Annotated in this window: 16 protein-coding genes; 1 reads left to right on the top strand and 15 read right to left on the bottom strand. The window is 49.5% G+C overall.

Annotation, left to right across the window (positions count from 1 at the left end; all coding sequences use genetic code 11):
* Positions 1–12: 12 nt before the first annotated feature.
* The 9 genes from galU to thpR form a co-directional block, all read right to left on the bottom strand.
* Positions 13–906 carry a UTP--glucose-1-phosphate uridylyltransferase GalU gene (galU, locus tag AC0WRU_RS05775; RefSeq protein ID WP_014280252.1) on the bottom strand — a complete coding sequence of 298 codons (894 nt, stop codon included), beginning with the start codon at positions 904–906 and terminating at the stop codon, positions 13–15.
* Positions 907–945: 39 nt separating this feature from the next.
* The gene (locus tag AC0WRU_RS05770) at positions 946–1,584 is read right to left on the bottom strand and encodes a CpsD/CapB family tyrosine-protein kinase (protein ID WP_476127596.1); all 639 of its coding nucleotides are present in this window, start codon (positions 1,582–1,584) and stop codon (positions 946–948) included.
* Entirely contained in the window at positions 1,568–2,311 is a 744-nt protein-coding gene (locus AC0WRU_RS05765) for a YveK family protein (RefSeq protein ID WP_476127595.1), read from the bottom strand. Before AC0WRU_RS05765 ends, AC0WRU_RS05770 begins: the two co-directional genes overlap by 17 nt.
* 332 nt (positions 2,312–2,643) lie before the next feature.
* Positions 2,644–3,279 carry a response regulator gene (locus AC0WRU_RS05760; protein ID WP_476127594.1) on the bottom strand — a complete coding sequence of 212 codons (636 nt, stop codon included), beginning with the start codon at positions 3,277–3,279 and terminating at the stop codon, positions 2,644–2,646.
* A 93-nt stretch (positions 3,280–3,372) separates the two neighbouring features.
* Positions 3,373–5,010 carry a sensor histidine kinase gene (locus AC0WRU_RS05755; protein WP_476127593.1) on the bottom strand — a complete coding sequence of 546 codons (1,638 nt, stop codon included), beginning with the start codon at positions 5,008–5,010 and terminating at the stop codon, positions 3,373–3,375.
* Between the two features lie 306 nt (positions 5,011–5,316).
* Positions 5,317–9,915 (bottom strand): glutamate synthase large subunit, encoded by a 4,599-nt coding sequence (gene gltB / locus AC0WRU_RS05750; RefSeq protein ID WP_476127592.1) that lies wholly within the window; start codon positions 9,913–9,915, stop codon positions 5,317–5,319.
* Positions 9,916–10,382: 467 nt separating this feature from the next.
* Positions 10,383–11,066 (bottom strand): metal-dependent hydrolase, encoded by a 684-nt coding sequence (locus tag AC0WRU_RS05745; RefSeq protein ID WP_476127591.1) that lies wholly within the window; start codon positions 11,064–11,066, stop codon positions 10,383–10,385.
* A gap of 158 nt (positions 11,067–11,224) precedes the next feature.
* A complete protein-coding gene (locus tag AC0WRU_RS05740) occupies positions 11,225–12,031 on the bottom strand; it encodes a cell wall hydrolase (RefSeq protein ID WP_025685127.1) in 807 nt (268 codons plus the stop codon).
* Positions 12,032–12,142: 111 nt separating this feature from the next.
* Complete coding sequence (gene thpR, locus AC0WRU_RS05735; RefSeq protein ID WP_476127590.1) at positions 12,143–12,736, bottom strand: RNA 2',3'-cyclic phosphodiesterase; 594 nt, start codon at positions 12,734–12,736, stop codon at positions 12,143–12,145.
* A 185-nt stretch (positions 12,737–12,921) separates the two neighbouring features.
* On the opposite strand from thpR, the gene AC0WRU_RS05730 reads away from it, so the two are divergent.
* Positions 12,922–13,878 carry a D-2-hydroxyacid dehydrogenase gene (locus AC0WRU_RS05730; protein ID WP_476127589.1) on the top strand — a complete coding sequence of 319 codons (957 nt, stop codon included), beginning with the start codon at positions 12,922–12,924 and terminating at the stop codon, positions 13,876–13,878.
* A 4-nt stretch (positions 13,879–13,882) separates the two neighbouring features.
* On the opposite strand, the gene AC0WRU_RS05725 is transcribed toward AC0WRU_RS05730, so the two are convergent.
* The 6 genes from AC0WRU_RS05725 to AC0WRU_RS05700 form a co-directional block, all read right to left on the bottom strand.
* Complete coding sequence (locus AC0WRU_RS05725; RefSeq protein WP_476127588.1) at positions 13,883–14,872, bottom strand: THUMP domain-containing class I SAM-dependent methyltransferase; 990 nt, start codon at positions 14,870–14,872, stop codon at positions 13,883–13,885.
* A 13-nt stretch (positions 14,873–14,885) separates the two neighbouring features.
* Complete coding sequence (locus AC0WRU_RS05720; RefSeq protein WP_476127587.1) at positions 14,886–15,830, bottom strand: MsnO8 family LLM class oxidoreductase; 945 nt, start codon at positions 15,828–15,830, stop codon at positions 14,886–14,888.
* Positions 15,831–15,911: 81 nt separating this feature from the next.
* Positions 15,912–17,327 (bottom strand): deoxyguanosinetriphosphate triphosphohydrolase family protein, encoded by a 1,416-nt coding sequence (locus AC0WRU_RS05715; RefSeq protein WP_476127586.1) that lies wholly within the window; start codon positions 17,325–17,327, stop codon positions 15,912–15,914.
* A gap of 357 nt (positions 17,328–17,684) precedes the next feature.
* On the bottom strand, positions 17,685–18,596 hold the full coding sequence (gene nikC / locus AC0WRU_RS05710) for a nickel transporter permease (RefSeq protein WP_476127585.1): 912 nt from the start codon (positions 18,594–18,596) through the stop codon (positions 17,685–17,687).
* 35 nt (positions 18,597–18,631) lie between these two features.
* The gene (locus AC0WRU_RS05705) at positions 18,632–19,636 is read right to left on the bottom strand and encodes an ABC transporter permease (protein ID WP_476127584.1); all 1,005 of its coding nucleotides are present in this window, start codon (positions 19,634–19,636) and stop codon (positions 18,632–18,634) included.
* Between the two features lie 38 nt (positions 19,637–19,674).
* Positions 19,675–21,330: an ABC transporter substrate-binding protein gene (locus tag AC0WRU_RS05700; RefSeq protein WP_476127583.1), complete on the bottom strand. Its 1,656-nt coding sequence runs from the start codon at positions 21,328–21,330 to the stop codon at positions 19,675–19,677.
* Between the last annotated feature and the right edge of the window lie 419 nt (positions 21,331–21,749).

Genomic DNA, 21,749 nt, shown 5'->3' with positions numbered 1-21,749 from the left:
ACGTACCCCCTCTCAACCTGCCGTGGTTGCTTTCTCGGTCTTTTTCAGCCACTCGTGCATGGCCTCTATAACCGGATACTTCAAATCATCGCTAGCGAGTGCAAATTCAAGTGTGGTCAAAATATAACCAAGACGCTCGCCCACGTCATAACGTGTTCCTTCAAAGTCATAGGCGTACACGCGCTCGCTTTGATTCAGCTTTTGGATGGCATCGGTCAACTGAATTTCGCCGCCTGCCCCTTTTTCCTGAAGATCGAGATATTTGAAAATTTTCGGTGAGAATACATAACGGCCCATAATTGCCAGATCGGAAGGCGCTGTGCCCGGAGCCGGTTTTTCTATAAAATTGTTTACCCGGTACAGGCGTCCGTCCTGTTGATCCGGTTCAATGATGCCGTAGCGGTTCGTGAACTCCTGCGGTACCCGCTGCACACCGATAACGGAATTTTGAGTTTCCTCATATTGATCCATCAACTGACGCAAGCAAGGCTTCTGACCTGTTACGATATCATCGCCCAGCAGTACGCCGAACGGCTCGTCCCCGATAAAGCGTCTTGCGCACCATACCGCATGTCCCAAGCCTTTAGGTTCTTTCTGGCGAATGTAGTGAATTTCTACTCCCGAAGAACGCTGTACCTCTTCCAGAAGCTTCAGCTTGCCGTCCTCCAGCAGCTTCGATTCCAGCTCAAATGCGTTGTCAAAGTGATCCTCAATCGCACGCTTGCCTTTGCCCGTTACGATAATAATGTCCTCAATACCAGATGCAATTGCTTCTTCCACGATATATTGAATTGTGGGCTTATTGATAATCGGAAGCATTTCCTTAGGCATTGCTTTGGTTGCAGGAAGGAAGCGCGTACCCAACCCTGCTGCTGGAATAATGGCCTTCTTCACTCTTTTCGTCATCGCACTCATTCTCCTTGCTTCATCGAATTTTGGTGTTGCTTACTTCACCTGATTCATCACAATTCCAACCAGTGTCGCACCGGCCTGATCCATGAGCTGCTTTGTTTTACGTAAATCTTCCCGTTTGGTCCGGGCATGTCTGGCGACGAGAATCACACCATCCGTCAAGCTTGCGACCAGGCGGGCATCCGTATAGTTCAGCGCTGGAGCCGAGTCGAGCAGTATGATGTCATATTCGCGTTTTAGCTCTTCCAGCAGCTCCACCATGCGTTCACTGCCGAGCAGATCAGCCGCGTTGTATAAGGTGTCGCCGCCGGGAATAACAGACAGCTCCGGCACGCCATGCCTGACGATGGACTTGGAAGGAGCTCCACCGCGCAAATAAGCCGATAAACCTCCGGTATTCTCCAATCCGAATATCTCGTGCAACGCTGGTGTATGGAGATTGCAATCCACCAGAGCCACCTTCCTGCCTTCCTGTGCAAAGGAAACGCCGATGTTGGCGAGCAGCGTTGTTTTGCCCGCTCCGCTTTCTGGCGAGGTCAGCAGCAGCACCGTCCCGCGGTCCGTCTGCCCGATGACCTGCTGCCGGATGTATGTACGGAGGGAACGGAATGATTCCGAGACATACGATGAAGGATTGCTTTCTGTAATCAACATGTCATTCAATCGCAGCATATTTACGCTCCCCTACCCGTTCTTTGGAATTTCCGGCTGCGCCGTTGATGTCCTTCTTGCGAATGACAGGGATCGATGCAATCACCGGAATACCGATGTCCGCATCTGCCTCTTTTTCCGTGCGCAGCGTACCGTTGATGCTTTCCAGGAACACAATCGTGCCCAGCGCAATCATCAGCGATACGAGAAAGCTAATCGCAATATTCATGAGCGGATTCCCATTGGTGGGATCAGGATTGGCCCGCGGGTCCGCCTCATTCAAAATTTTCACATTATTCAATTCCATCAGCCCCGGAACCGCCTGCACGAATTTCTGGGTTACCGCGTTGACAACAGCGGCGGCCTGTGAATAACTCCCTGCCTCAAACGTCAAGCCGATGACCTGACTTTTATCCGAGGTTTTGACCTGTAGCTTTTCTGCGAGCTTTTGCTGCGTCAAGCCGAATTCAGGATGAGCCGTTACGACAGCCTCCATAATTTTGGGTGAAGTGAGAATTTGCTTGTAGCTTTCCACCAAATTAAGACTTGTGTTGACGTCGTTCAGATTGTTGCTCCCCTGCTTACCGGAAATATGATTAACCAGCAGCTGACTTGAGGCGGAATAGACCGGCTTCACGACATTGTCGCTCACAAAGTAAGTCGTTACGCATGAGAGAATGACAAAAATCGCAATCAGCCACAATCTTTTTTTGATTAGTACCAGATAATCCAAAATGGTTTTCTCCACAAAAATCCTCCCTCCCATACAATTTCTCTTCTTATTTTAAGTATGATCTAATTGTAACAAGCTGCTGTGGGAACGACATGGAACCGGACGGCACTTTCTCCATCACTACAGGGGGAGGAGATTGTATACTTTTGGCTACAGCATGGTATACTTTTGTACCAGTCTTTGTTGATTATGGAAAAATAAATCGAAAAAAAGCCCCAAAACCACCGAAGCTGGTGATTTTGAGGCTTCTTCTGTTAATCGCTATATAAACTGAACTGGAAAGCTACATGGGCGCACTGCCCAGTCGGACATGCTTTCCATCGCCACCGCCTTCAGCGTATCACACGCTAGATGTTCGTTGGCTCGTACTTCGCCAGACCAATCGCATTGGCATACAACGCTGCCTGCGTCCGATCCGCCAGCCGCAGCTTGGCCAAAATCTGACTGACATGCTTTTTGACTGTAAATTCGCTGATGAATAACCGGGATGCAATCTCGCGGTTGCAGACTCCCTGTCCCAGCTCGACCAATACTTCCTTTTCCTTCGGTGTCAGGTCGTCTGTCAGATTGCCCGCATCCTCCCGCAGCTTGTTCTCCAGAATAGCAGGATCATAATATTTGCGTCCTTTGTTGACAAGATGAATCGCGTAAATTAGTTCCTCAGGCAAAGCCTCCTTGAGTACGTAGCCGTCCACAGAAGCTTCCTCCGCTTTCAGGAAGTCTTCTCGTGTGGCCGAGGATGTCAGCAAAATAAATTTGCTTCTGAACCCGCGTCCGCGTGCTATTTTGATAATATCCAGACCTGATTCGTCGGCAAGTTTCAAGTCCAGCAGCACCAGATCCGGGTCGGTTTCCTCGATAACCACAAGTGCTTCCTGTTGATTCTGGGCCTCTCCCGCAAACTGAACATTGGGCTGCATGGATATAACCGCAGCGAGTCCTTTCCGTACTAAAGGATGATCATCGACAATGACAATTTTCATGATTCGGCCTCCTGTCTACAGTTCAGGATTTGCATAATCCCTATGTATCCGATTGTTACCGCAGATTTTGTATTGCAGGATGTTTACACATCTTTATTCATAAGCATTTACTGGAATGGACAATCGGATCTGTGTTCCCTCTCCGATTCGACTTGAAATATCAAATTCACCTCCCATTGATTGAGCTAAATATTCCATATTCATCATGCCCAGGCCACTGCCTGCACTGACCGTCTCACCTCCTGCTACCATTCTACCCGTCTCGAACCCTACTCCGTCGTCATGAATAGACAGTCTAATCACCTGGGGCGTCAATTTTAACTTCACATCAATCCGCTTGGCCAACCCATGCCGGATTGCGTTACCTGCGGCTTCGGATATGATACGAAATAAAGCCTTTTGATACAAGTACGGCAGTGAAAAATGATCCCCATGAATATCAAAGTCAATCTGTACATGATTCAGCTTGGACAGCGTATGCAGATGGCTTTTCACCGTTCCTAACCAAGTTGGCCCCCCGCTCTTTTTCGAGCTTAGGCTATGAATGGCCCCTTTCAGCTCCCTGACTGCCTGGTTGGCGGATTGCTGAATCAGCTCAATTTGTTCCTCCACCTGCTCCTTGGGCTGATCATGCCATGTCTGCCGAAGTGAATGCGTCGCGTATACAATGCCAAAAAGACTTTGTGATACATTATCATGCATTTCATTCGCAATCCGGTTCTGCTCGTTCGTTACAATCAACTGATTTTCGATTCGCTCCAGCTCGTAGCGCTCCAAAAATACGGCGCTCAGCTCAGCCAGGAATATTAGTTGCTGCACGAGCCAGCGTCTTCCCGTCAAACTTTGATCTGGGCCCAGTTTGAGTCCGATGGTTGCTACAAAACGAGTCGTCATCGGTACCGTGATCATGAGAAAATCGCCCCATTCCGGCAGATGCCTGAAAAACGGCTCCCGCTCTTCCCTGAATTCCTCGCGATAATTCCCGAGCTCCTCGAATAGCTGCTCCTCTTCCTCCACCGTCCAACCTGTCTGACTGCTCTCCGGCGCATCCTCCTCCTGACTGTCCAACCAGAAAAATGCGCGGCTCTGCTTTGTCAGCTTAACCGTGTAGTCCGAGATGACCTGCCCCAGATTCAATGCCTCGTTGTGGCTAGTTGTCTCCATGATGTGGTAAATCGACTTAATATGTTCCATCGTCTCATTAGCTTGCTCCTTCGCCATCTTCAACTCATTCTTCATGACACCGATCACCTGCATGGCCATCGTGGTCACAATCAGCACCAGGAATAAATTCGCATTTTGCAACACCATATCCCACAAAAAATATTGACCTGGTGTAAAAAAGATATAACAAAATGTGAGTACCAAGCCGATATAAGAAAGAAGGAGCGTCCAACTGTACCTCATAGAGAGGTGAGCACAAGCCACCAACATAGGGGTAATCACATACCATTTGAACGGACTATCCATCCCTCCCGTCGGGAGCAGCAACAAAATGATCCCTGCGGTTTCCAGAGCAATGCTGCATTTCAAAACCATATCATGAAGTCTGTACTTGCGGTAAATCCACGTAAATAATGTAACAGATAAAAATAGAAACACAATGAGTAATAACTTCTGCCACACATTTAATCTGGATGATTCGAACAAAAAAACAAGCGACGTTAAAGATAGTGATACATACCGATACAAAAAAATCATTTTGTCTTCTGCTGACTTCTTCAACTTCATCCTGTCACCCTATTCTATGTTTTGAAGGGACGATGGGGATTTGTTTGTGTACTCTAAAAAATCATAACCAATCCAAAAATAAATAACAAGACATAAACTCTCACGTAAACGGTTACATTCTAACTTTTTATAACATATTTACCGTTTCAGGAAAACATTTTGAGGGTAATGTCAGAAACTATAACGTTTGTCAAGGACATAAATCATATTTTCAGAGAACTAAAAAAAGGACTTGCTGGTACCACCGTGATCATAACAGCGGTATTCAGCCTGTCCTTTTTTCAGTGAATTTGGTGCGGGGCTACATTAGCCCCCGGCACGCGCCAATTCACGCATATTGGCTTCAAATGCAGCCAGCAGAGCCTCATCCCCGCTCAAACCGGTTGCCTCTTCTTTTTGTATCTGTTCAACCATACGCTTGTAATCCTTCGGAATCACCCGTACAAACTGCTGAATCGCATTCTGCCAGTCATCCAAAATACGTTGTCCCGCTTCACTGCCTGTGTACGTGACATGGCGCTGAATCAAACCGCGCAGATCCGCTGCTTCCGCAGGATCTTCCACGCCTTCCAGCAACACCATCTCCAGGTTACAACGGCTTAGGAACGTTCCCTGAGGGTCATAGACGTATGCAATACCTCCAGACATCCCTGCTCCGAAATTCCGTCCGGTTTCGCCCAGTACAGCTACACGTCCGCCTGTCATATACTCACAGCCATGATCGCCGACACCCTCGACAACGATACGTGCGCCAGAGTTCCGGACGGCAAAGCGTTCCCCTGCAATTCCGCTAATATAAGCTTCCCCGCTGGTCGCTCCATACAAAGCCGTATTTCCGATAATAATGTTCTCTTCCGCCTTAAAGGTCGCTTTGTGGGATTTCTTCACAATAACCTTACCACCGGATAGCCCTTTACCTACATAGTCATTGCTATCGCCTTCAACGCTCAGCGTGATACCTTTCGGAATAAACGCCCCAAAGCTCTGACCTGCTGATCCGATGAAGTTAAAGCGAATCGTATCCTCAGGCAGCCCCGCCGCTCCGTACTTACGGGTAACCTCGCTGCCCAGAATCGTACCTACGGCCCGATTCACGTTCGTTATAGGCAAGGTAGCCTCTACAGCTGTTCCGTTCTCCAGCGCCCCGGCAGCCATCGGTACGAGCTTCTGCATATCAAGCGTTTCTTCCAGACCGTGGTTTTGGCGTTGTACGCGGTAACGTACACTGCCGTCTTCCAGCTCAGGAACATGCAGCAGCAAGCTTAGATCGACGCCTTTCTTCTTCCAGTGCGAGTCGGCGTTCACGGTATCCAGACAATCCGTGCGTCCGATCATTTCCTGAATCGTGCGGAAGCCCAGCTCGGCCATAATTTCGCGGACATCTTCTGCGATGAAACGCATAAAATTCACCACATGGGCAGGATCACCCATATAATTTTTGCGCAGCTCCGGATTCTGCGTAGCTACACCAACCGGACAGGTGTCCATTTGGCATACCCGCATCATAATACAGCCCAACGCCACAAGCGGCGCTGTAGAGAAGCCATATTCTTCTGCTCCCAGCAGGGCAGCTACCACCAGATCGCGGCCGGACAGCATCTTGCCGTCTGTCTCCAGCACTACACGGTCGCGCAGGTTGTTCAGCATCAGCGTCTGATGCGTCTCGGCCAGACCCAGCTCCCAAGGCATACCCGCATGGCGGATGGAGCCTTGCGGAGAAGCACCTGTACCGCCGTCATAGCCGCTGACCAGAATAATGTCAGCACGGCCTTTAGCCACTCCTGTAGCAATCGTGCCCACGCCTACCTCCGATACCAGCTTCACGTTAATGTCAGCACGCGGATTGGCATTTTTGAGATCATAGATCAGCTCTGCCAAATCCTCGATAGAATAAATATCGTGGTGCGGCGGCGGCGAAATCAGTCCCACGCCCGGTGTAGAACCGCGCACCTCTGCCACCCAAGGATACACCTTGCGTCCTGGCAGTTGTCCGCCTTCGCCCGGCTTCGCGCCTTGCGCCATTTTAATCTGAATTTCATCGGCGTTCACCAAATAATTCGACGTTACACCGAATCGGCCTGATGCCACCTGCTTGATCGAGCTGCGACGGGAATCGCCATTGGCATCCGGTATGAAACGTGCAGGGTTTTCCCCACCTTCACCCGTATTGCTCTTGCCGCCGATACGGTTCATCGCAATCGCCATATCTTCATGCGCTTCCTGACTGATCGAGCCAAAGGACATAGCTCCCGTCTTAAAACGACGCATAATCGATGCAGCAGATTCCACTTCATCCAGTGGCACAGGTTCACCCACGGACTTCAACTGAAGCATGGAGCGGATCGTCAAATACTGTTCACTTTCGCCCTGCACCAGCTTGGCGTATTTCTTGTACAGCTTGTAGTCTCCCGAGCGAACCGACTGCTGAAGCAAATGTACCGTTTGCGGATTAAACAAATGCTCTTCCCCATCGTTACGCCATTGATATTCGCCGCCTGAATCCAACACTTTGTCGTTGCCGTCCTTGTCGGTAAAAGCCCGGTTGTGGTGAGCCAGCGCTTCCACCGTGACTTCTTCCAGACCGATACCGCCAATGCGGGAAGGTGTCCAGGTAAAGTAGCGATCAACAAACTCCTGTTTGAGACCTACGGCCTCAAAAATCTGTGCTCCACGGTACGACTGAATCGTGGAAATACCCATTTTGGACAATATTTTAACTACACCCTTGGTAGCAGCTTTAATATAATTTTTAATTGCTTTTTCGTGCGAAATGCCGCGCAGCAAGCCCTCTTGAATCATGACATCCAGCGTTTCGAAAGCCAGATACGGATTAACCGCACTCACGCCGTAGCCAAGCAGCACCGCATAATGATGAATATCTCTCGGCTCTCCGGACTCCAGCAAAATACTTACACGTGTGCGTGTACCCTGCTTGATCAAGTGATGATGCAGGCTAGAAACAGCCAGCAACGCCGGAATGGCCGCATTCTCAGCATCCACGCCACGGTCGGACAGAATCAGGATGTTATGACCCTTGTCAATGACACGGTCAGCAGCCTCAAACAGTCCTTCGAGTGCTTTACGCAGTCCCTCTGCGCCTTCCTTCGCTTCAAAGAAGATCGGAATCGTCATCGACTTGAAGCCTGGACGGTGGACGTGACGAATTTTAGCAAATTCCTCATTCGACAACACCGGTGAATCCAGACGAATCTGACGACAGCTTTCGGGTTCTGGATGTAGCAAATTGCGCTCAGGTCCAATCGTAGTTGCCGTGGACGTTACGATCTCTTCCCGAATGGCATCAATCGGCGGATTCGTGACTTGTGCAAACATCTGTTTAAAATAGTTGTACAATCGTTGTGGACGGTCAGACAGCACCGCCAATGGAGCATCATATCCCATCGAGCCAATCGGTTCCGCACCTGTGAGCGCCATCGGCTCCAAAATCTTGCGCAGTTCTTCAAACGTATAGCCAAAAGCCAGCTGAAGCTGGTTCACATTCTCATGCTTCGGCTCCGGCTGTTCTAGTGCTTCCGGCAGCTCATCCAGATCAACCAAGTGCTCATCCAGCCATTGCTGATAAGGTTCCTCGGAAGCGATACGTTCCTTTAACTCTTCGTCAGAAACGATACGGCCTTCTTGGGTATCAACCAACAGCATACGACCCGGACGAAGACGATCCTTGTAGAGTACATTTTCAGGAGGAATATCCAATACGCCCGCCTCTGAGGACAGTGCGATCAGATCGTCCTTGGTCACATAGTAACGCGCAGGACGCAGGCCGTTGCGGTCCAGAATTGCCCCGATCTGCACACCATCCGTAAACGCCATTGCAGCCGGTCCATCCCAAGGCTCCATCATCGTGCTGTGATACTCATAAAATGCCCGCTTCTTCGGGTCCATGGTTTCATGCTTGTTCCAAGGCTCCGGCACCATCATCATGGCTACATGAGGAAGGGAACGTCCGCTCAGATACAGAAATTCAAGCGTATTATCAAACATGGCTGTATCGGAGCCATCCGGGTTAATTACCGGTTTTACCTTGCTGATATCTTCGCCAAACGCTTCACTTTCAAACTGGGCCTGACGTGCATGCATCCAGTTCACGTTACCACGCATCGTGTTAATTTCACCGTTGTGAATCATAAAACGATAAGGATGCGCACGATCCCAGCTCGGGAACGTGTTCGTACTGAAGCGGGAATGGATCAGCGCGATCGCCGATGTCACCCGCTCATCCTGTAAATCCAGATAAAATTGTCCTACCTGCTCGGTTGTAAGCATTCCTTTGTATACAACCTTACGGCATGACAAACTCGGGATATAAAACGACTCACGGTTCTGGTCTTCTTCGTTATAGCGAATGGCAAGCTCCGCCCGTTTGCGAATAACATACAGTTTTCGTTCAAAGTCCAGTTCTTCCTTCAAATCGCTGCTGCGTCCGATGAACACCTGACGTACACCCGGTTTGGCCGCTTTCGCCGATTTGCCTAGCATTTCGTCATAAGTCGGAACATCACGGAAGCCCAGACAGTTCTGGCCCTCATCTACGATAATATCTCTCAGCTTCTGCTCATGAACTTCACGAACCTTCGGATCATTGGATACAAAAAGCATACCCACGCCGTAATGTCCGGCCTTTGGCAGCTTGAAGCCCAGTTGCTCCGCTTCCTCTTGGAAAAACAGATGCGGCACCTGAATCATAATCCCCGCTCCGTCACCGGAGTTCGGTTCACTTCCCTGACCGCCCCGATGCTCCATATTTACGAGCATGGTCAAAGCCTGACTTACGATATCGTGTGATGGTTTTCCCTTGATGTGGGCAACAAAGCCCATGCCGCAGGCGTCTTTTTCGAATTGGGGATCATATAATCCCTGTTTGGGTGGTAAACCTGTCTGTCTCATGGAACGCAACCTTTCTGTTATAAAGTCATGCTGGCCTGAAATACAGGCGGCCGAATAGAAGACAGTGGCAACAAGAGGTAACTCAAAGAACAACTACGAGTACGAGGATTGGGGGACAAAACATGTGACGTATTCAAGGCGGTACGGTCCGCCGAATGCGAATGTTTTTCAATAATTATGCAATAGCTTGATTTGAAAAACACGTCGGATTTACTGATGAATCTAATTAGTTCTATCATTTTATCATTGACCTACCATGTTAGCAATTCAAAGTTTTTATGATTGTGATAATAAATCTTTTACATTACAGCTTCAACGTGGCAATGCAAAAACATACCATTTTTATGTATAAATATTCATTTTAAAAAACCAGCCTTTCCCATTCCCTAAGGAACAGAAAGGCTGATAAAGGATATCTGTTGAATATTCTCGTACTTGGACGTATAACTGCTATTCGGCAATACGGGTTAAAATTCGAGGCTTTCGCCGGGATTCAGGGCTTTACCCTCAATCCCTTCCTTGTGCAGACGGTCACAGAAAGCTTTCCCGTCCTGCTCAATGCCCGGGAAGGTATTGTAATGCACGGGTATCACGCGGCTTGCCCGCAGCCATTTAGCTGCCAGCAGCGCATCCTCCGGTCCCATGGTATAACCGTCACCTATCGGTAATACCGCAGCATCTATCGAGTTAGTTTCCCCAATGAGACGCATATCGCCAAACAGGGCGGTATCGCCAGCATGGAAAAATGTTTTGCCGCCTATGGTCAATAAAATGCCCGCAGGCTCACCCATATATATCGTTTGTCCCTCCACCATTAAAGAGGAACTGTGGAACGCAAGCGTGAATTTTACATGGAAGCCGTCAAATTGGTGACCACCGCCAAGATTCATACCGTGAGCCTTGGCTCCCTGAGATGAACAATAGTCAGCCAATTCCGCCACCGCAATCACCGGGCAATCGTTGCGCTTGGCAATTTCAACAGCATCTCCAAAATGATCGGCATGACCATGCGTCAACAGCACTGCATCCACCTGAATGTCTTCAGCTTTCACTGTTGCTTTAGGATTTCCAGTCAAAAAAGGATCAATGATAATCCGTTTGCCCTCTTCCTCCACCAGCACCACTGAATGTCCGTAATATGTGATTTTCATATCATCTGCCACCTCCATTGTCACTTTCAAAACTAGATACCTTTCCTTTACCCATTATACCTCTTTTTGCATACAAGCTTCACCTGTACACGAAAAAATACGTTCACAAAGCTGAACCCTGTTGTTTAGAAAGGGCTGTTATTTGTAGAAGGCTGCCTTTATTTATAAAAGGTATGATGGCCGATTGTTTTCACCTTGGTACGCGAATGATGAACCGTAAGATCCTCAGCCAACGTCAGCGACAGGAAAAAACAGGTATTATCAGGCACGGCTTTATGGCCGTTCAAAGCAGCCGTAACCGCACGAATGCTGTCCTGGTTGGGCTGAACACGACGAAGACGCCCGTTCGCGACCGGACTAAATTGCGCTTTTTGATAAATGACTGCCTGAATCGTATCGGGAAATGAGGCTGACCGCAGCCGGTTTAAGACAACGTTGGCAACTGCCACTTTGCCTTCGTACGGTTCGCCTTCTGCTTCTGCCATGACTATTTTTTGTAGCAGGAGCAGTTCTTTAGCGGAGACATGATAGCTCCAGGTAGACAACGCCTTGTCATCCTGAGAGAGCATTTGTGTCTTCGTAAAGTAGATGGTTGTAGGAGGGGTAAGAATTGCGGACTTGCTATGCTGGACTTCAGGCTTTTTCACGCCGGTTGCAACATTGCTCCGGGCTTGTCCCGCCTGCTTCATCTGGGAAGCGGGTAACGGAGTCGGCATGATTTGTCTCCAGCTCGGCTGTTGGTAAGCCTCGGCAAAGATGGGACTTGTCCTGTTTGACCCGTTACGGGTCCCCATCCTGTCCCCGTGTGAAGGAGCCAAAGAGTTCCCTGACCAGCTCAGAGATTGCATAGGTGCATTTTTTTTCTGTGTTTGTTGAACCTCAGCGTAGAGGCCTACCCCCAATATACAAACAAGCAGCACACTCAAAAGAGGTGCAAACCAACGATGTTCTTTAACGATTTCCATAATGTTCCTCCCGTGAACTCTAGGCACATTCCTCAGATATGTAACCCAAAATGCGCCTTTTGAATAACGCTGAAACACTATATCACTAAAATCGCTGATAGATCAAGGGTTTCACCTCAATAATGGGATTGTTTGAATTATTTGGTACATCGGTTTTTGGCCCATTCGGGTCGCATACAAAACAAATTCTCCCACTTCCCACGACTCGCCTATCCGGTCATTGGACTGAAACATAGACGCCGGAACAGGCTCCTGCCCTGTATATGAACGTGCTACTGTGATATGGGGTCGGTAAGGCCGTCCCTCCGGCTTAAAACCAAGCGGTTCGGTAGCCTGAACTATGGATTGCTGGAGCTGGTTCAAACAATCCTTTTGCCCGGTCACTCCCCTCCATAGCACACGCGGAAATCCATCTCGCCCAAAAGTCCCCGGTTCGCCAATGCCGAGAGTGAACGGGGGATGTGCAGCGGCCGCTTGAAATAAAGCCTGTTCCAGTTCCGGTATATCCTTGGTCGCCACATCCCCCATAAACTGAAGTGTTACGTGATAATCCCTGAAATCGGTCCATTTTCGAAAAGACAGCTCGTTAACATCCTGTTCCACCCAGCGCCGTAACTCCTCCTTATGCTCGCTTGGGAGAGCAATCGCGGTAAAAAGTCTTTGTGTCTGTGCTGTATGCGAAACTATCGGCTTTGATCCGTTCATGGTCATCGTCTTCCTTTCATCCCTAATCGGAGCTACAGTCATTCGTTGTTATCTATAGTGACACAGCAAGCTCGTTTTTACCCCTATTTATGCAATCTTTTCACCAATCTGTTATCCTTGAAAGGATGATTCATCAGAATATATTGGAAGCTCCAAAGAATTAAAAGCCGAGGAGGTAATGAATCATGGGAAGCATCGTCAGTTTACACCAGCTTACCGCAGAGCAAGAAAAGCAGGTTCGTGCAGCAGCCCCGGGCTATGAGCTGGTCATCGGCAAAGCCCTAGAGCTGAATCCTGAACAGATCCGACAGGCCGAGGTCATTTTAGGCTGGTCCAAGCATATTGTCGAAGTGGCTTTGCATCCCGACAGCAAGCTGAAATGGATACAGACCTGGTCGGCGGGCATTGATAAGCTGCCACTTGCAGAGCTGGAAAAGCGTCATATTTTACTCACCAATACAAGCGGCGTTCATGCCGTTCCGATTACGGAGCAAATCTTCGGGATGCTGCTGTCGCATACACGGTATTTACAGCAAGCAGTTCTCTTGCAACGTCAGAAAACATGGCAGCCACCGGAAGGCGACCTAACGGAATTACGTGGTAAAACACTGCTGATTACGGGCGTCGGCGAAATCGGGCGTGAAACGGCCCGGATCGCAGAAGCCTTCGGCATGCGAGTGATCGGAGTTCGTCGTTCCGGCAAGGATGCCCCTCATGTGAAGCGCATGTACACAAATGAGCAGTTACATGAAGCGTTAGGAGAGGCGGATATCGTGGTAAATATTCTGCCATTCACCAAGGAAACCCGTCACTTCTTTGACGAAAAGGCATTTGCAGCCATGCGTAAGGGAGCTTTCTTCATTAATGTAGGTCGTGGCAGCACTGTCCATACGGATGCACTTGTGCGCTCTCTGGAGCAAAAGCATATTGCCTTTGCCGGACTGGATGTATTCGAGGAGGAACCGCTACCCGCGTCACATCCGCTGTGGAGTCTGGAGAATGTCCTGATTACGCCTCATATTGCAGGCGACACGGACCGTTACGCTGAACGGGCGGTAGATATATTCCTCACCAATTTGAAAGCCTATGCTGCCGATCAGAAACTGCCGCTGAACTTGGTTAACTACAAAACTCAGTATTAACAAACTATTCACAGATCCATATTTCCCGGCTCATACCTGTCTTGTGTATGCGGCATTGCTCCGTGAGGGTCCAGCCTGACTCGGACAGCAATGCTGCCATCGGCTCCGTGCTTACGACTACCGCTCGTGCGGCCAAGCGTCTCAGGCTGCGCAGCATCTGCTTTTGTTCATCGGCAGGGAGCACGGAGCACAGGTTATAGGGCATATCCAATATGGCTGCATCATAGGTTCCCTCCAGCAGATTCATATCTCCCAGCTTCACCCGATCCTCTTCATATCCAAAATGACGCAAATTCACGCGTGCCCCGCGTACCGCCAGCGGATTGATATCACAACCGCGAATATCTTTTCCCATGCTCAGTGCTTCAATCATTACATTACCCATGCCACAGCACGGGTCCAGCAGCTTCAATCGGCCCACATCTATATCCTGTGCTGCTATGTCATTCACAGCTAAATTCACAAGCGCTTTGGCTACCAGCACTGGTAGTCCGGTGGAGTAGTTTTGCGGCTTATGACGGCGCTCCAGCCATGATCTGTCGCTGTACATGCACTTGCCGAGCAACCACCGCTCTCCTACCCGTATGACACCCAAGGTGACATCCGGTTCCTTCATTTTCGCCTGCCCCCGAATACGTGCGCCAATGCGTCTTTCTGTACCGCGTCGCTCGTCATAGTCGGCCACGTTGTCGCCTTCCTTGAGGCACAGGACCTTGAAGGTCTTCCCTTCTTCAAGGTGAATTGCGGAAGCTGCTTCGCATAGCTCATCCAAACTACCCGCATCTGCGGTCACATCCAGTCGAAGATGGATGAACGGGCTGGTGCCCGGCTCCAACTGCCGATAGGACAGCAGCATGGAATCATGCGCAGGCGGCTGGCCGAACAAGCTTTTCAACTCCAAAAGACACAGCTCTCGCTCGGTTTCATGACACGCGTAGGTATATATGCATCTTTGCATATTCATAGCAGAACTATTGATTTCATGTCGGTTCATGTCAGATCTCTTTTCATCTGGAATCACAGCTAGAATTTACGGCCTCCGCTATAAGACGGTAGGATTGAAGTCGCTGCTCATAATCGGGAATGGGGGTAACCAGCAGAAATTCATCATTATCGTACTCAACCTGCAAGCTGCGCAACCGTTCGGCAACATCCGATGGTGTCCCCACCAACCAATTAGCCCGTATGGCCGGGTCACTCATTGTAACCTGTGCTGCCCACTGCTGCGCCTGTTCATCCGTTAAGGCACATATGGCCCCTACAGCAACCATCGTACGGGGCTTGTCCATTCGTTTGGACGGCTGAAAGCCGGAACGGTAAATGCTCAGCATTTCTCTCGTATCCTGCTCACTCATAAATTGACCGAACACATAGCCAGTTGAATACCGGGCGGCGTATTCGGCGCTTTTACGGTTTGTACCCAGCATCCACAGCGCAGGTGGCTGTGCAGGCATCGGGCGGGCAAACACGGACACCTGCTCATACTCGTATGTGCCTTCCAGCAAAGCCAGCAGCGCTTCCATCGTCTGTGGCAGTTCAGCCACATGCTGGAGAAAGTTGCCGCTCAGCGCCATCGAAGCATTCGGTCCTCCACCGGGTGCTCTCCCGAGACCCAGCTCGACTCTGCCCGGATATAGAGCCGCCAGCAGATGAAACCATTCTGCGACCTTGACCGGACTATAATGCGGAAGCAAAATAGCGCCTGCCCCCAGCTTGATTTTCCGGGTCACCGCCCCGATGTGAGCCAGCAACACTTCCGGACTGGAGGAAGCCATCCCCTCTATATCATGATGCTCTGAAGTCCAGTAGCGCGTATAGCCCCACGCTTCCGCACGTCTCGCCAGCTCTCCTGCCCATTGAACGGCCTGCTCCGGTCGGTTTCCGGGCAGCAACGGCACCATATCAAGTACCCCCAGCTTCAATGATTTGACAGGTATAGACTGAGAACCCATAGATATCTCTCCCTTTTTTTACATACTTAAAAACCAGTTTCTTCTACTATATAGGGTTAAAATATGAGGTTAAATGAAACGTTAGTCCAGATCGTAAATGGAACCCACCTTCAAACCATACAGCTCATTATAGATTTTCTCGGCAAACGCGTCGGTCATTCCTGCAATATAATCAATGACCATATGCTCCCATGTCCAGATCGGTTTTGCCTTGGCCTGATCACGTTCAAAGCGTTGGAGCCAATCACTCGGAATAATGGACTTGGATGTCTCTGGATCGAGAAAAGCCAGCCACAGCCGTCTGAGCATCCATTCACTCCGTTTTTGCAGCCGCTGTACGCGCAGATCACGGATCATCGTGACCCAAGCAAAGCTTTTCAGCACACTCACGGTACGAAGCATATCGAGATCCTCGCTTCCATCCCGCACAAAAGTAACCTTTTTCCAATTGCCCATATCAATTACACCCAAGCTGCTGACGAACAGACTGACCCAGTGCGCCTTCACCTCACGCCGGGTGCGGGAATAATCGTGTTCACACATCGGCATCTTGCCATTCCATACCTTCAAAAATTCGCTAAGCACACCCGCCACCTTCTGTTCGATCTGAGCCAGCTGCCAGCCTTGCCAGAAGCTATCCTCCAATGTGGTGATTTTTTCTGTAATCAGACGGATCAAATACGGATCATATAAAAAATGCTCGTGCACCTCAATTTTCCCTGCCTTAATTCCGTCCTCCAGATCATGCGCGGAATACGCAATATCGTCGCACAGGTCCATAAGCTGGGCCTCCAGCGTCTTTTGACCATCAGGAATTCCCCAATCCTCGCGGATGGAACGAATGTATTCCCACTCATGCAGATACATCCCTTTTTTGTTCAAAATCCCCGGATATGGGTACTTGTTGATCCCCAGTAACACAGCATCCGACAAATTCAGACCATCTACGTTCTCACGCTTCTCCAAAAACATAATCAGACGGAAATTGTGTGCGTTCCCCTCAAAATGCTCATAGATTCGTCGCTCACGTGCATATGCCTCCAGCCCCTGCCTGGAATCAGGTGTGAAGCCTCCGGCGGCCGCTATCTTTTCCACCTTCGTCTCGATCAACTGATCCAAAATGCCGTCCAGTACCTCTTCGCCCTTGTGCCCGAACGGTGGATGACCAAAATCATGCGCAATGGACGCACACTCCACCACCTCGGGGTCAATAATCAGCCCGGCGTTATCCGCCTGCCCCAGTTCCACCTCGGGATGCCGCCGCAGCAAGCTGCGCGCCGCTTCACGTGCAATCTGTGCTACCTCCAGCGAATGCGTCAACCGTGTACGGTAATAATCTCCCGTGCCTGCGCCAAAAACCTGGGATTTGCCTTGCAGCCGACGAAAGGTCGGTGAATGAATCAACCGGGAATAATCCCGTTCATATGCGGCCCGTGAAGCGTCGCTTCGTGTCTGTTCCGGAAACTGCCGATGCTCTCTCTTGTTTTGCCATGTCATAAAGCCCACTCCCAACGTACTCAATTGGAGTGATTATACATTTTTTTTACGTCTCAGGAAAGCTCACATGATTTGCATCGAGAAGATTGTATGTACGGTTGAATGAATCGAAGTTCGTTACACGAAAAATATCATATGAAAAAGGTGTTCCTCCAGCCCTTAGGATTCAGGTCGGGGAACACCTTTTTTATTAATATTAGAAGTATATAAGCTAAACTTGAAAAATGTACATAGAAAACGGAGTAGGCGGAATGATGCTGTACAAGCGAGGCGGTGGCGATGGGAAGCACCATCCGACTGCGCAGTGGCGCTAAAGGTAACTATTAAGTTCGGTTTATATACCTTACTACTTTTATTCTAGTGCTTTGCTCTCGGGTCCAGCACATCCCGCAAGCCGTCACCCATCAGGTTAAAGCCCAATACGGTCAGCATAATGGATATACCCGGAAAAATAACAGTCCATGGCGCGTTCTGGATATATTGGCGCGAATCCGACAGCATTTTCCCCCACTCCGGCTGAGGAGGCTGTGCGCCCAAGCCGAGAAATCCAAGCGCCGCCGCTTCAATGATCGCCGTTCCAATCCCCAGCGTGCCCTGTACGATGATCGGTGTCAGGCTGTTCGGCAAAATATATCGGAGTATGATTCGAACATTATTCGCCCCAAGCGCTCTGGCAGAAGTGATGTATTCCTCCGTTTTGACACTGAGCACCTTGGAGCGCACCAACCGTCCGTACGTTGGCACATTAACGATCGCAATGGCATACAGTGCATTTTCCAGGGAAGGCCCTAAAATAGCAACGATCGCAATCGCCAGCAGAATCCCCGGAAATGCCAGTAAAATGTCGAACAGCCGCGAGATGATCATATCTGCCCATTTTCCGTAAAATCCCGCAACTAAACCTAAAGCTGTTCCCACGATCATCGAACCAATGACGGACAGAAAACCGACCCACAACGAGATTCTGGCCCCATACAGCGTACGAGTCAGCAGATCCCGGCCGAGATCGTCCGTACCGAACCAATGCTCTGCAGAAGGGGGCTGCAAGCGCCCCACCAAATTCTGCGCTTTATAGTCAAACGGAGCAATCCACGGCGCGATCAAAGCGATGATGACAAAGAAGATAATAATGCTGAGGCCGACGAGCGCCATTTTATTGTGTTGGAAAGCTCTCCACGCGTCTCTCCAAGGGCCGGAAACGACAGGCACATGCGCCAGCGCATGGCGTGTCGTCGGTATATTGTTGGGTTCCATCGAAAATTGTGACATCGGACAAGCTCCCCCTTGACCCATTGACGACTTGATTACTGATAACGGATACGCCGGTCCAGAACCGCGTACAGCAAATCGACAATCAGATTAATGATAACGAACAGGAACGCAATGATCAGAATCCCGCTTTGAATGACAGGATAGTCGCGCGAGCTGATCGCTTCAAAAATGTACCGTCCGATGCCAGGCCATGCAAAAATGGTCTCCGTCAACACCGCGCCGCCCAGTAGCGAGCCCGTCTGAAGACCGATGACGGTAAGCACGGGGATGGCAGCATTTTTAAGTGCATGCTTGTACACGACTTGAAAAGATGCCAGCCCCTTCGCCCGCGCCGTACGGATATAATCCGAATCCATAACCTCCAGCATGCTGGAACGGGTAATACGGGCAATGACCGCCATCGGGATGGTTCCCAGTGCGATGCTGGGCAAAATCAAATGCTTGATGACCGTCCATACCTGCTCCATACGTCCACCAATCATCGCATCAATAACCGCCAAATGCGTTACCGCCTCCACCGGATCACGGGAATTCATACGTCCGATGGAAGGAAGCCAATGCAGCTTATTGGCAAAAATCCACTGCTCCATCAAGCCCAGCCAGAAAATCGGCATCGACACCCCGACAAGGGCAATGACCATGCTGACATAGTCAAACCAGGAATTCCGCTTCCAGGCACTCACAATACCCGCATTCATTCCAACAACAATGGCAAAAAACATACTCGCCACCGTCAACTCCAGCGTAGCCGCCAAGTAAGGCAGCATTTCCCGGGCAATCGGCTGTCTGGTGCGGATCGAATCACCCAAATCGCCATGTGCCAGCTCGCTCAGGTAGGTTCCATATTGCTGCAACCACGGCTTGTCCAGCCCCAACTGCTCACGTAGCGCCTGCTTGGACTGCTCTGTGGCCTTGTCTCCCAGTATCGTTTCCGCCGGATCACCCGGAATGGCATGAATAATCGAAAAAACAATGAGCGTCATGCCCAGCAATACCGGAATCAATACGGCCAGTCTTTTTACAATGTATGAGTTCATACCAGAATCACCGCCTGCTTGCGCTTGAGCTATTTGGACTATTCAAAATAAACGCTGCTATACGATTCCATACCTCCAGGAGCAGGTACGAAACCCTTGAGATTCACTTTGCCCGCCATTAGCGGTGTGCTGTGAACCAGTGGAATCCATGGCGCATCCTGTTTAATAATCACTTGCGCTTGTTTGTACAGTTCAGCACGCTTATCCTGATCGACCTCAACCTGGGCTTTCACCAATATTTTATGCAGCTCCTCATTGACATAAAAGCTGCGGTTATTGCCTGGAATCGTATCCTTGTCCAGCAGGGTGTACAGGAAGTTATCCGGGTCGCCATTATCTCCGTTCCATCCCAGCATATACAAATCATCTTTCTGTCCCGCCTTAACATCATCCAGATAAGTGGCCCATTCCGGCGATTGGATGTTCACTTTCACACCTATTTTTTCAAAATCAGCTTGAATAGCCTCCGCTACCTTTTTGCCATCAGGCATATACGGACGAGATACAGGCATCGCGTAAAAGGTTAACGGCTCGGTAAGCCCGTTAGGGTAGCCCGCTTCTGCCAACAAGGATTTGGCCTTATCCAGATCATAGGCATAATCCTGAATGCTATCGTTATACCCCCATAATGTAGGCGGCATCGGATTGACCGCAGGCTTCGCCTGCCCTGCAAATAGCGCATCAATAATAGCCTGCTTATTCACCGCATGGTTAAGCGCCTGACGCACCTTGGGATTATTGAATATCTTTTTCTTCAAATTAAATCCGATGTATGCCACATTAAAGGATGGGCGTTCAATTTTTTGCAGCTCATTGTTGCCTTCCAGTTGCTTCGCATCGTCCGGGTTGAGGTCCTCCATCAGGTCAATCTCCCCGTTTTGCAGAGCATTAAATCGCGCGGTATTGTCGGGAATAGAACGAACAATGACCTTGGACAGCTTCGGCTGTCCCTCTTTCCAATAGTTTGGATTTTTCTCCAGCGTGATGGTATCATTCCGTTTCCATTCCTTAAATACAAAGGGTCCCGTACCGACCGGATTGCTCTTGAAGTCAGCCTTTTTCTCCTGAATAGCCTTAGGGCTGGCGATACTAAAGGATGGCATAGCGATATTTTGTAAAAAAGGCGCCTGCGGCTTGGTCAGTGTAAACTGAACAGTGTTCGCATCTACCGCTTTGACCTCCTTAATCACCCTACTTCCTTCAGGCCCGAACATGGAATCATAATAATCATACGAGTCCCCTTCAAATTTGTATGGACTTTTCGGATCAGACCAGCGGTTAAAGTTAAATACAACGGCTTCTGCATTAAAGTCGCTTCCATCATGGAATTTTACACCTTGACGCAGCTTGAACGTATAAATCAGTCCGTCCGGTGATACTTCCCAGCTCTCTGCAAGCCCCGGCTGAATCTCCGTGGTGCTCTCCTTGTATTCCAGCAGGGTGTCGAACACTTGCATCCCGATTTTTAGCGATTCACTTTCGGTCACAATAGCAGGGTCCAGCGCCACGGAATCTCCGCCGCGTCCATAAATCAGCGTATCCTGCACGCCCTCGCCCGCTCCGCCCGGCGTTTTTCCCGCCTCTGGTTTTGCGCCTTCATTGGAACCTCCACAGCCGGAAAGTGCCAGAACAGCACCTAACGCAAGTACCAGCAGAATGGTCCAAGCTTTGTTTTTTGCGTACTTTTTGCTCATGCAGCAAACCCCTTTCACACCTCGTATATTGTTAGTTCGTTGATACCGGATGAATGTCCAGATAACCTCTATGATCTAATGGACACAGCGTCCAAATTAAATCTCATGACACACAGATACGTAAGCTTATACAGCAAATAGCTTTCACATATCGTAAGGTATAAGCGAGTAATTGCGCTGAATGGCTAAAACGAATAACCCCTTTATATTCAGCAGAAAAAACTGCCTCCGGGTCGCATGTGCATTATTTCGAGTAAGTCTAAACGGAATCAGGTTCATTTTCATCCTATTACCAAGTGATATCATTTTCTCTGATGGAGGTTATTTCATAGGTCAGCATTTTGCATCATTCGATTCCCAACGGTCGAAAGTACAATAGATAGACGAACTAAACCGTTTCGATCTATATATTGCTGATT

It is taken from the genome of Paenibacillus sp. 1-8 (assembly GCF_056316205.1).
The sequence above is the reverse complement of the archived record's forward strand: the minus strand, read 5'-3'. Positions and strand labels throughout refer to the sequence as shown.

Excerpts from the sequence above, each read along its gene's own strand:
- AC0WRU_RS05760 (WP_476127594.1), bottom strand. The coding sequence starts at position 3,279 with ATGAAAATTGTCATTGTCGATGATCATCCTTTAGTACGGAAAGGACTC.
- AC0WRU_RS05730 (WP_476127589.1), top strand. The coding sequence starts at position 12,922 with ATGGGAAGCATCGTCAGTTTACACCAGCTTACCGCAGAGCAAGAAAAG.
- nikC (WP_476127585.1), bottom strand. The coding sequence starts at position 18,596 with ATGTCACAATTTTCGATGGAACCCAACAATATACCGACGACACGCCAT.
- AC0WRU_RS05740 (WP_025685127.1), bottom strand. The coding sequence starts at position 12,031 with ATGGAAATCGTTAAAGAACATCGTTGGTTTGCACCTCTTTTGAGTGTG.
- AC0WRU_RS05715 (WP_476127586.1), bottom strand. The coding sequence starts at position 17,327 with ATGACATGGCAAAACAAGAGAGAGCATCGGCAGTTTCCGGAACAGACA.
- AC0WRU_RS05705 (WP_476127584.1), bottom strand. The coding sequence starts at position 19,636 with ATGAACTCATACATTGTAAAAAGACTGGCCGTATTGATTCCGGTATTG.
- AC0WRU_RS05725 (WP_476127588.1), bottom strand. The coding sequence starts at position 14,872 with ATGAACCGACATGAAATCAATAGTTCTGCTATGAATATGCAAAGATGC.
- AC0WRU_RS05745 (WP_476127591.1), bottom strand. The coding sequence starts at position 11,066 with ATGAAAATCACATATTACGGACATTCAGTGGTGCTGGTGGAGGAAGAG.
- gltB (WP_476127592.1), bottom strand. The coding sequence starts at position 9,915 with ATGAGACAGACAGGTTTACCACCCAAACAGGGATTATATGATCCCCAA.
- AC0WRU_RS05770 (WP_476127596.1), bottom strand. The coding sequence starts at position 1,584 with ATGCTGCGATTGAATGACATGTTGATTACAGAAAGCAATCCTTCATCG.
- galU (WP_014280252.1), bottom strand. The coding sequence starts at position 906 with ATGACGAAAAGAGTGAAGAAGGCCATTATTCCAGCAGCAGGGTTGGGT.
- AC0WRU_RS05700 (WP_476127583.1), bottom strand. The coding sequence starts at position 21,330 with ATGAGCAAAAAGTACGCAAAAAACAAAGCTTGGACCATTCTGCTGGTA.
- AC0WRU_RS05755 (WP_476127593.1), bottom strand. The coding sequence starts at position 5,010 with ATGAAGTTGAAGAAGTCAGCAGAAGACAAAATGATTTTTTTGTATCGG.
- AC0WRU_RS05720 (WP_476127587.1), bottom strand. The coding sequence starts at position 15,830 with ATGGGTTCTCAGTCTATACCTGTCAAATCATTGAAGCTGGGGGTACTT.
- thpR (WP_476127590.1), bottom strand. The coding sequence starts at position 12,736 with ATGAACGGATCAAAGCCGATAGTTTCGCATACAGCACAGACACAAAGA.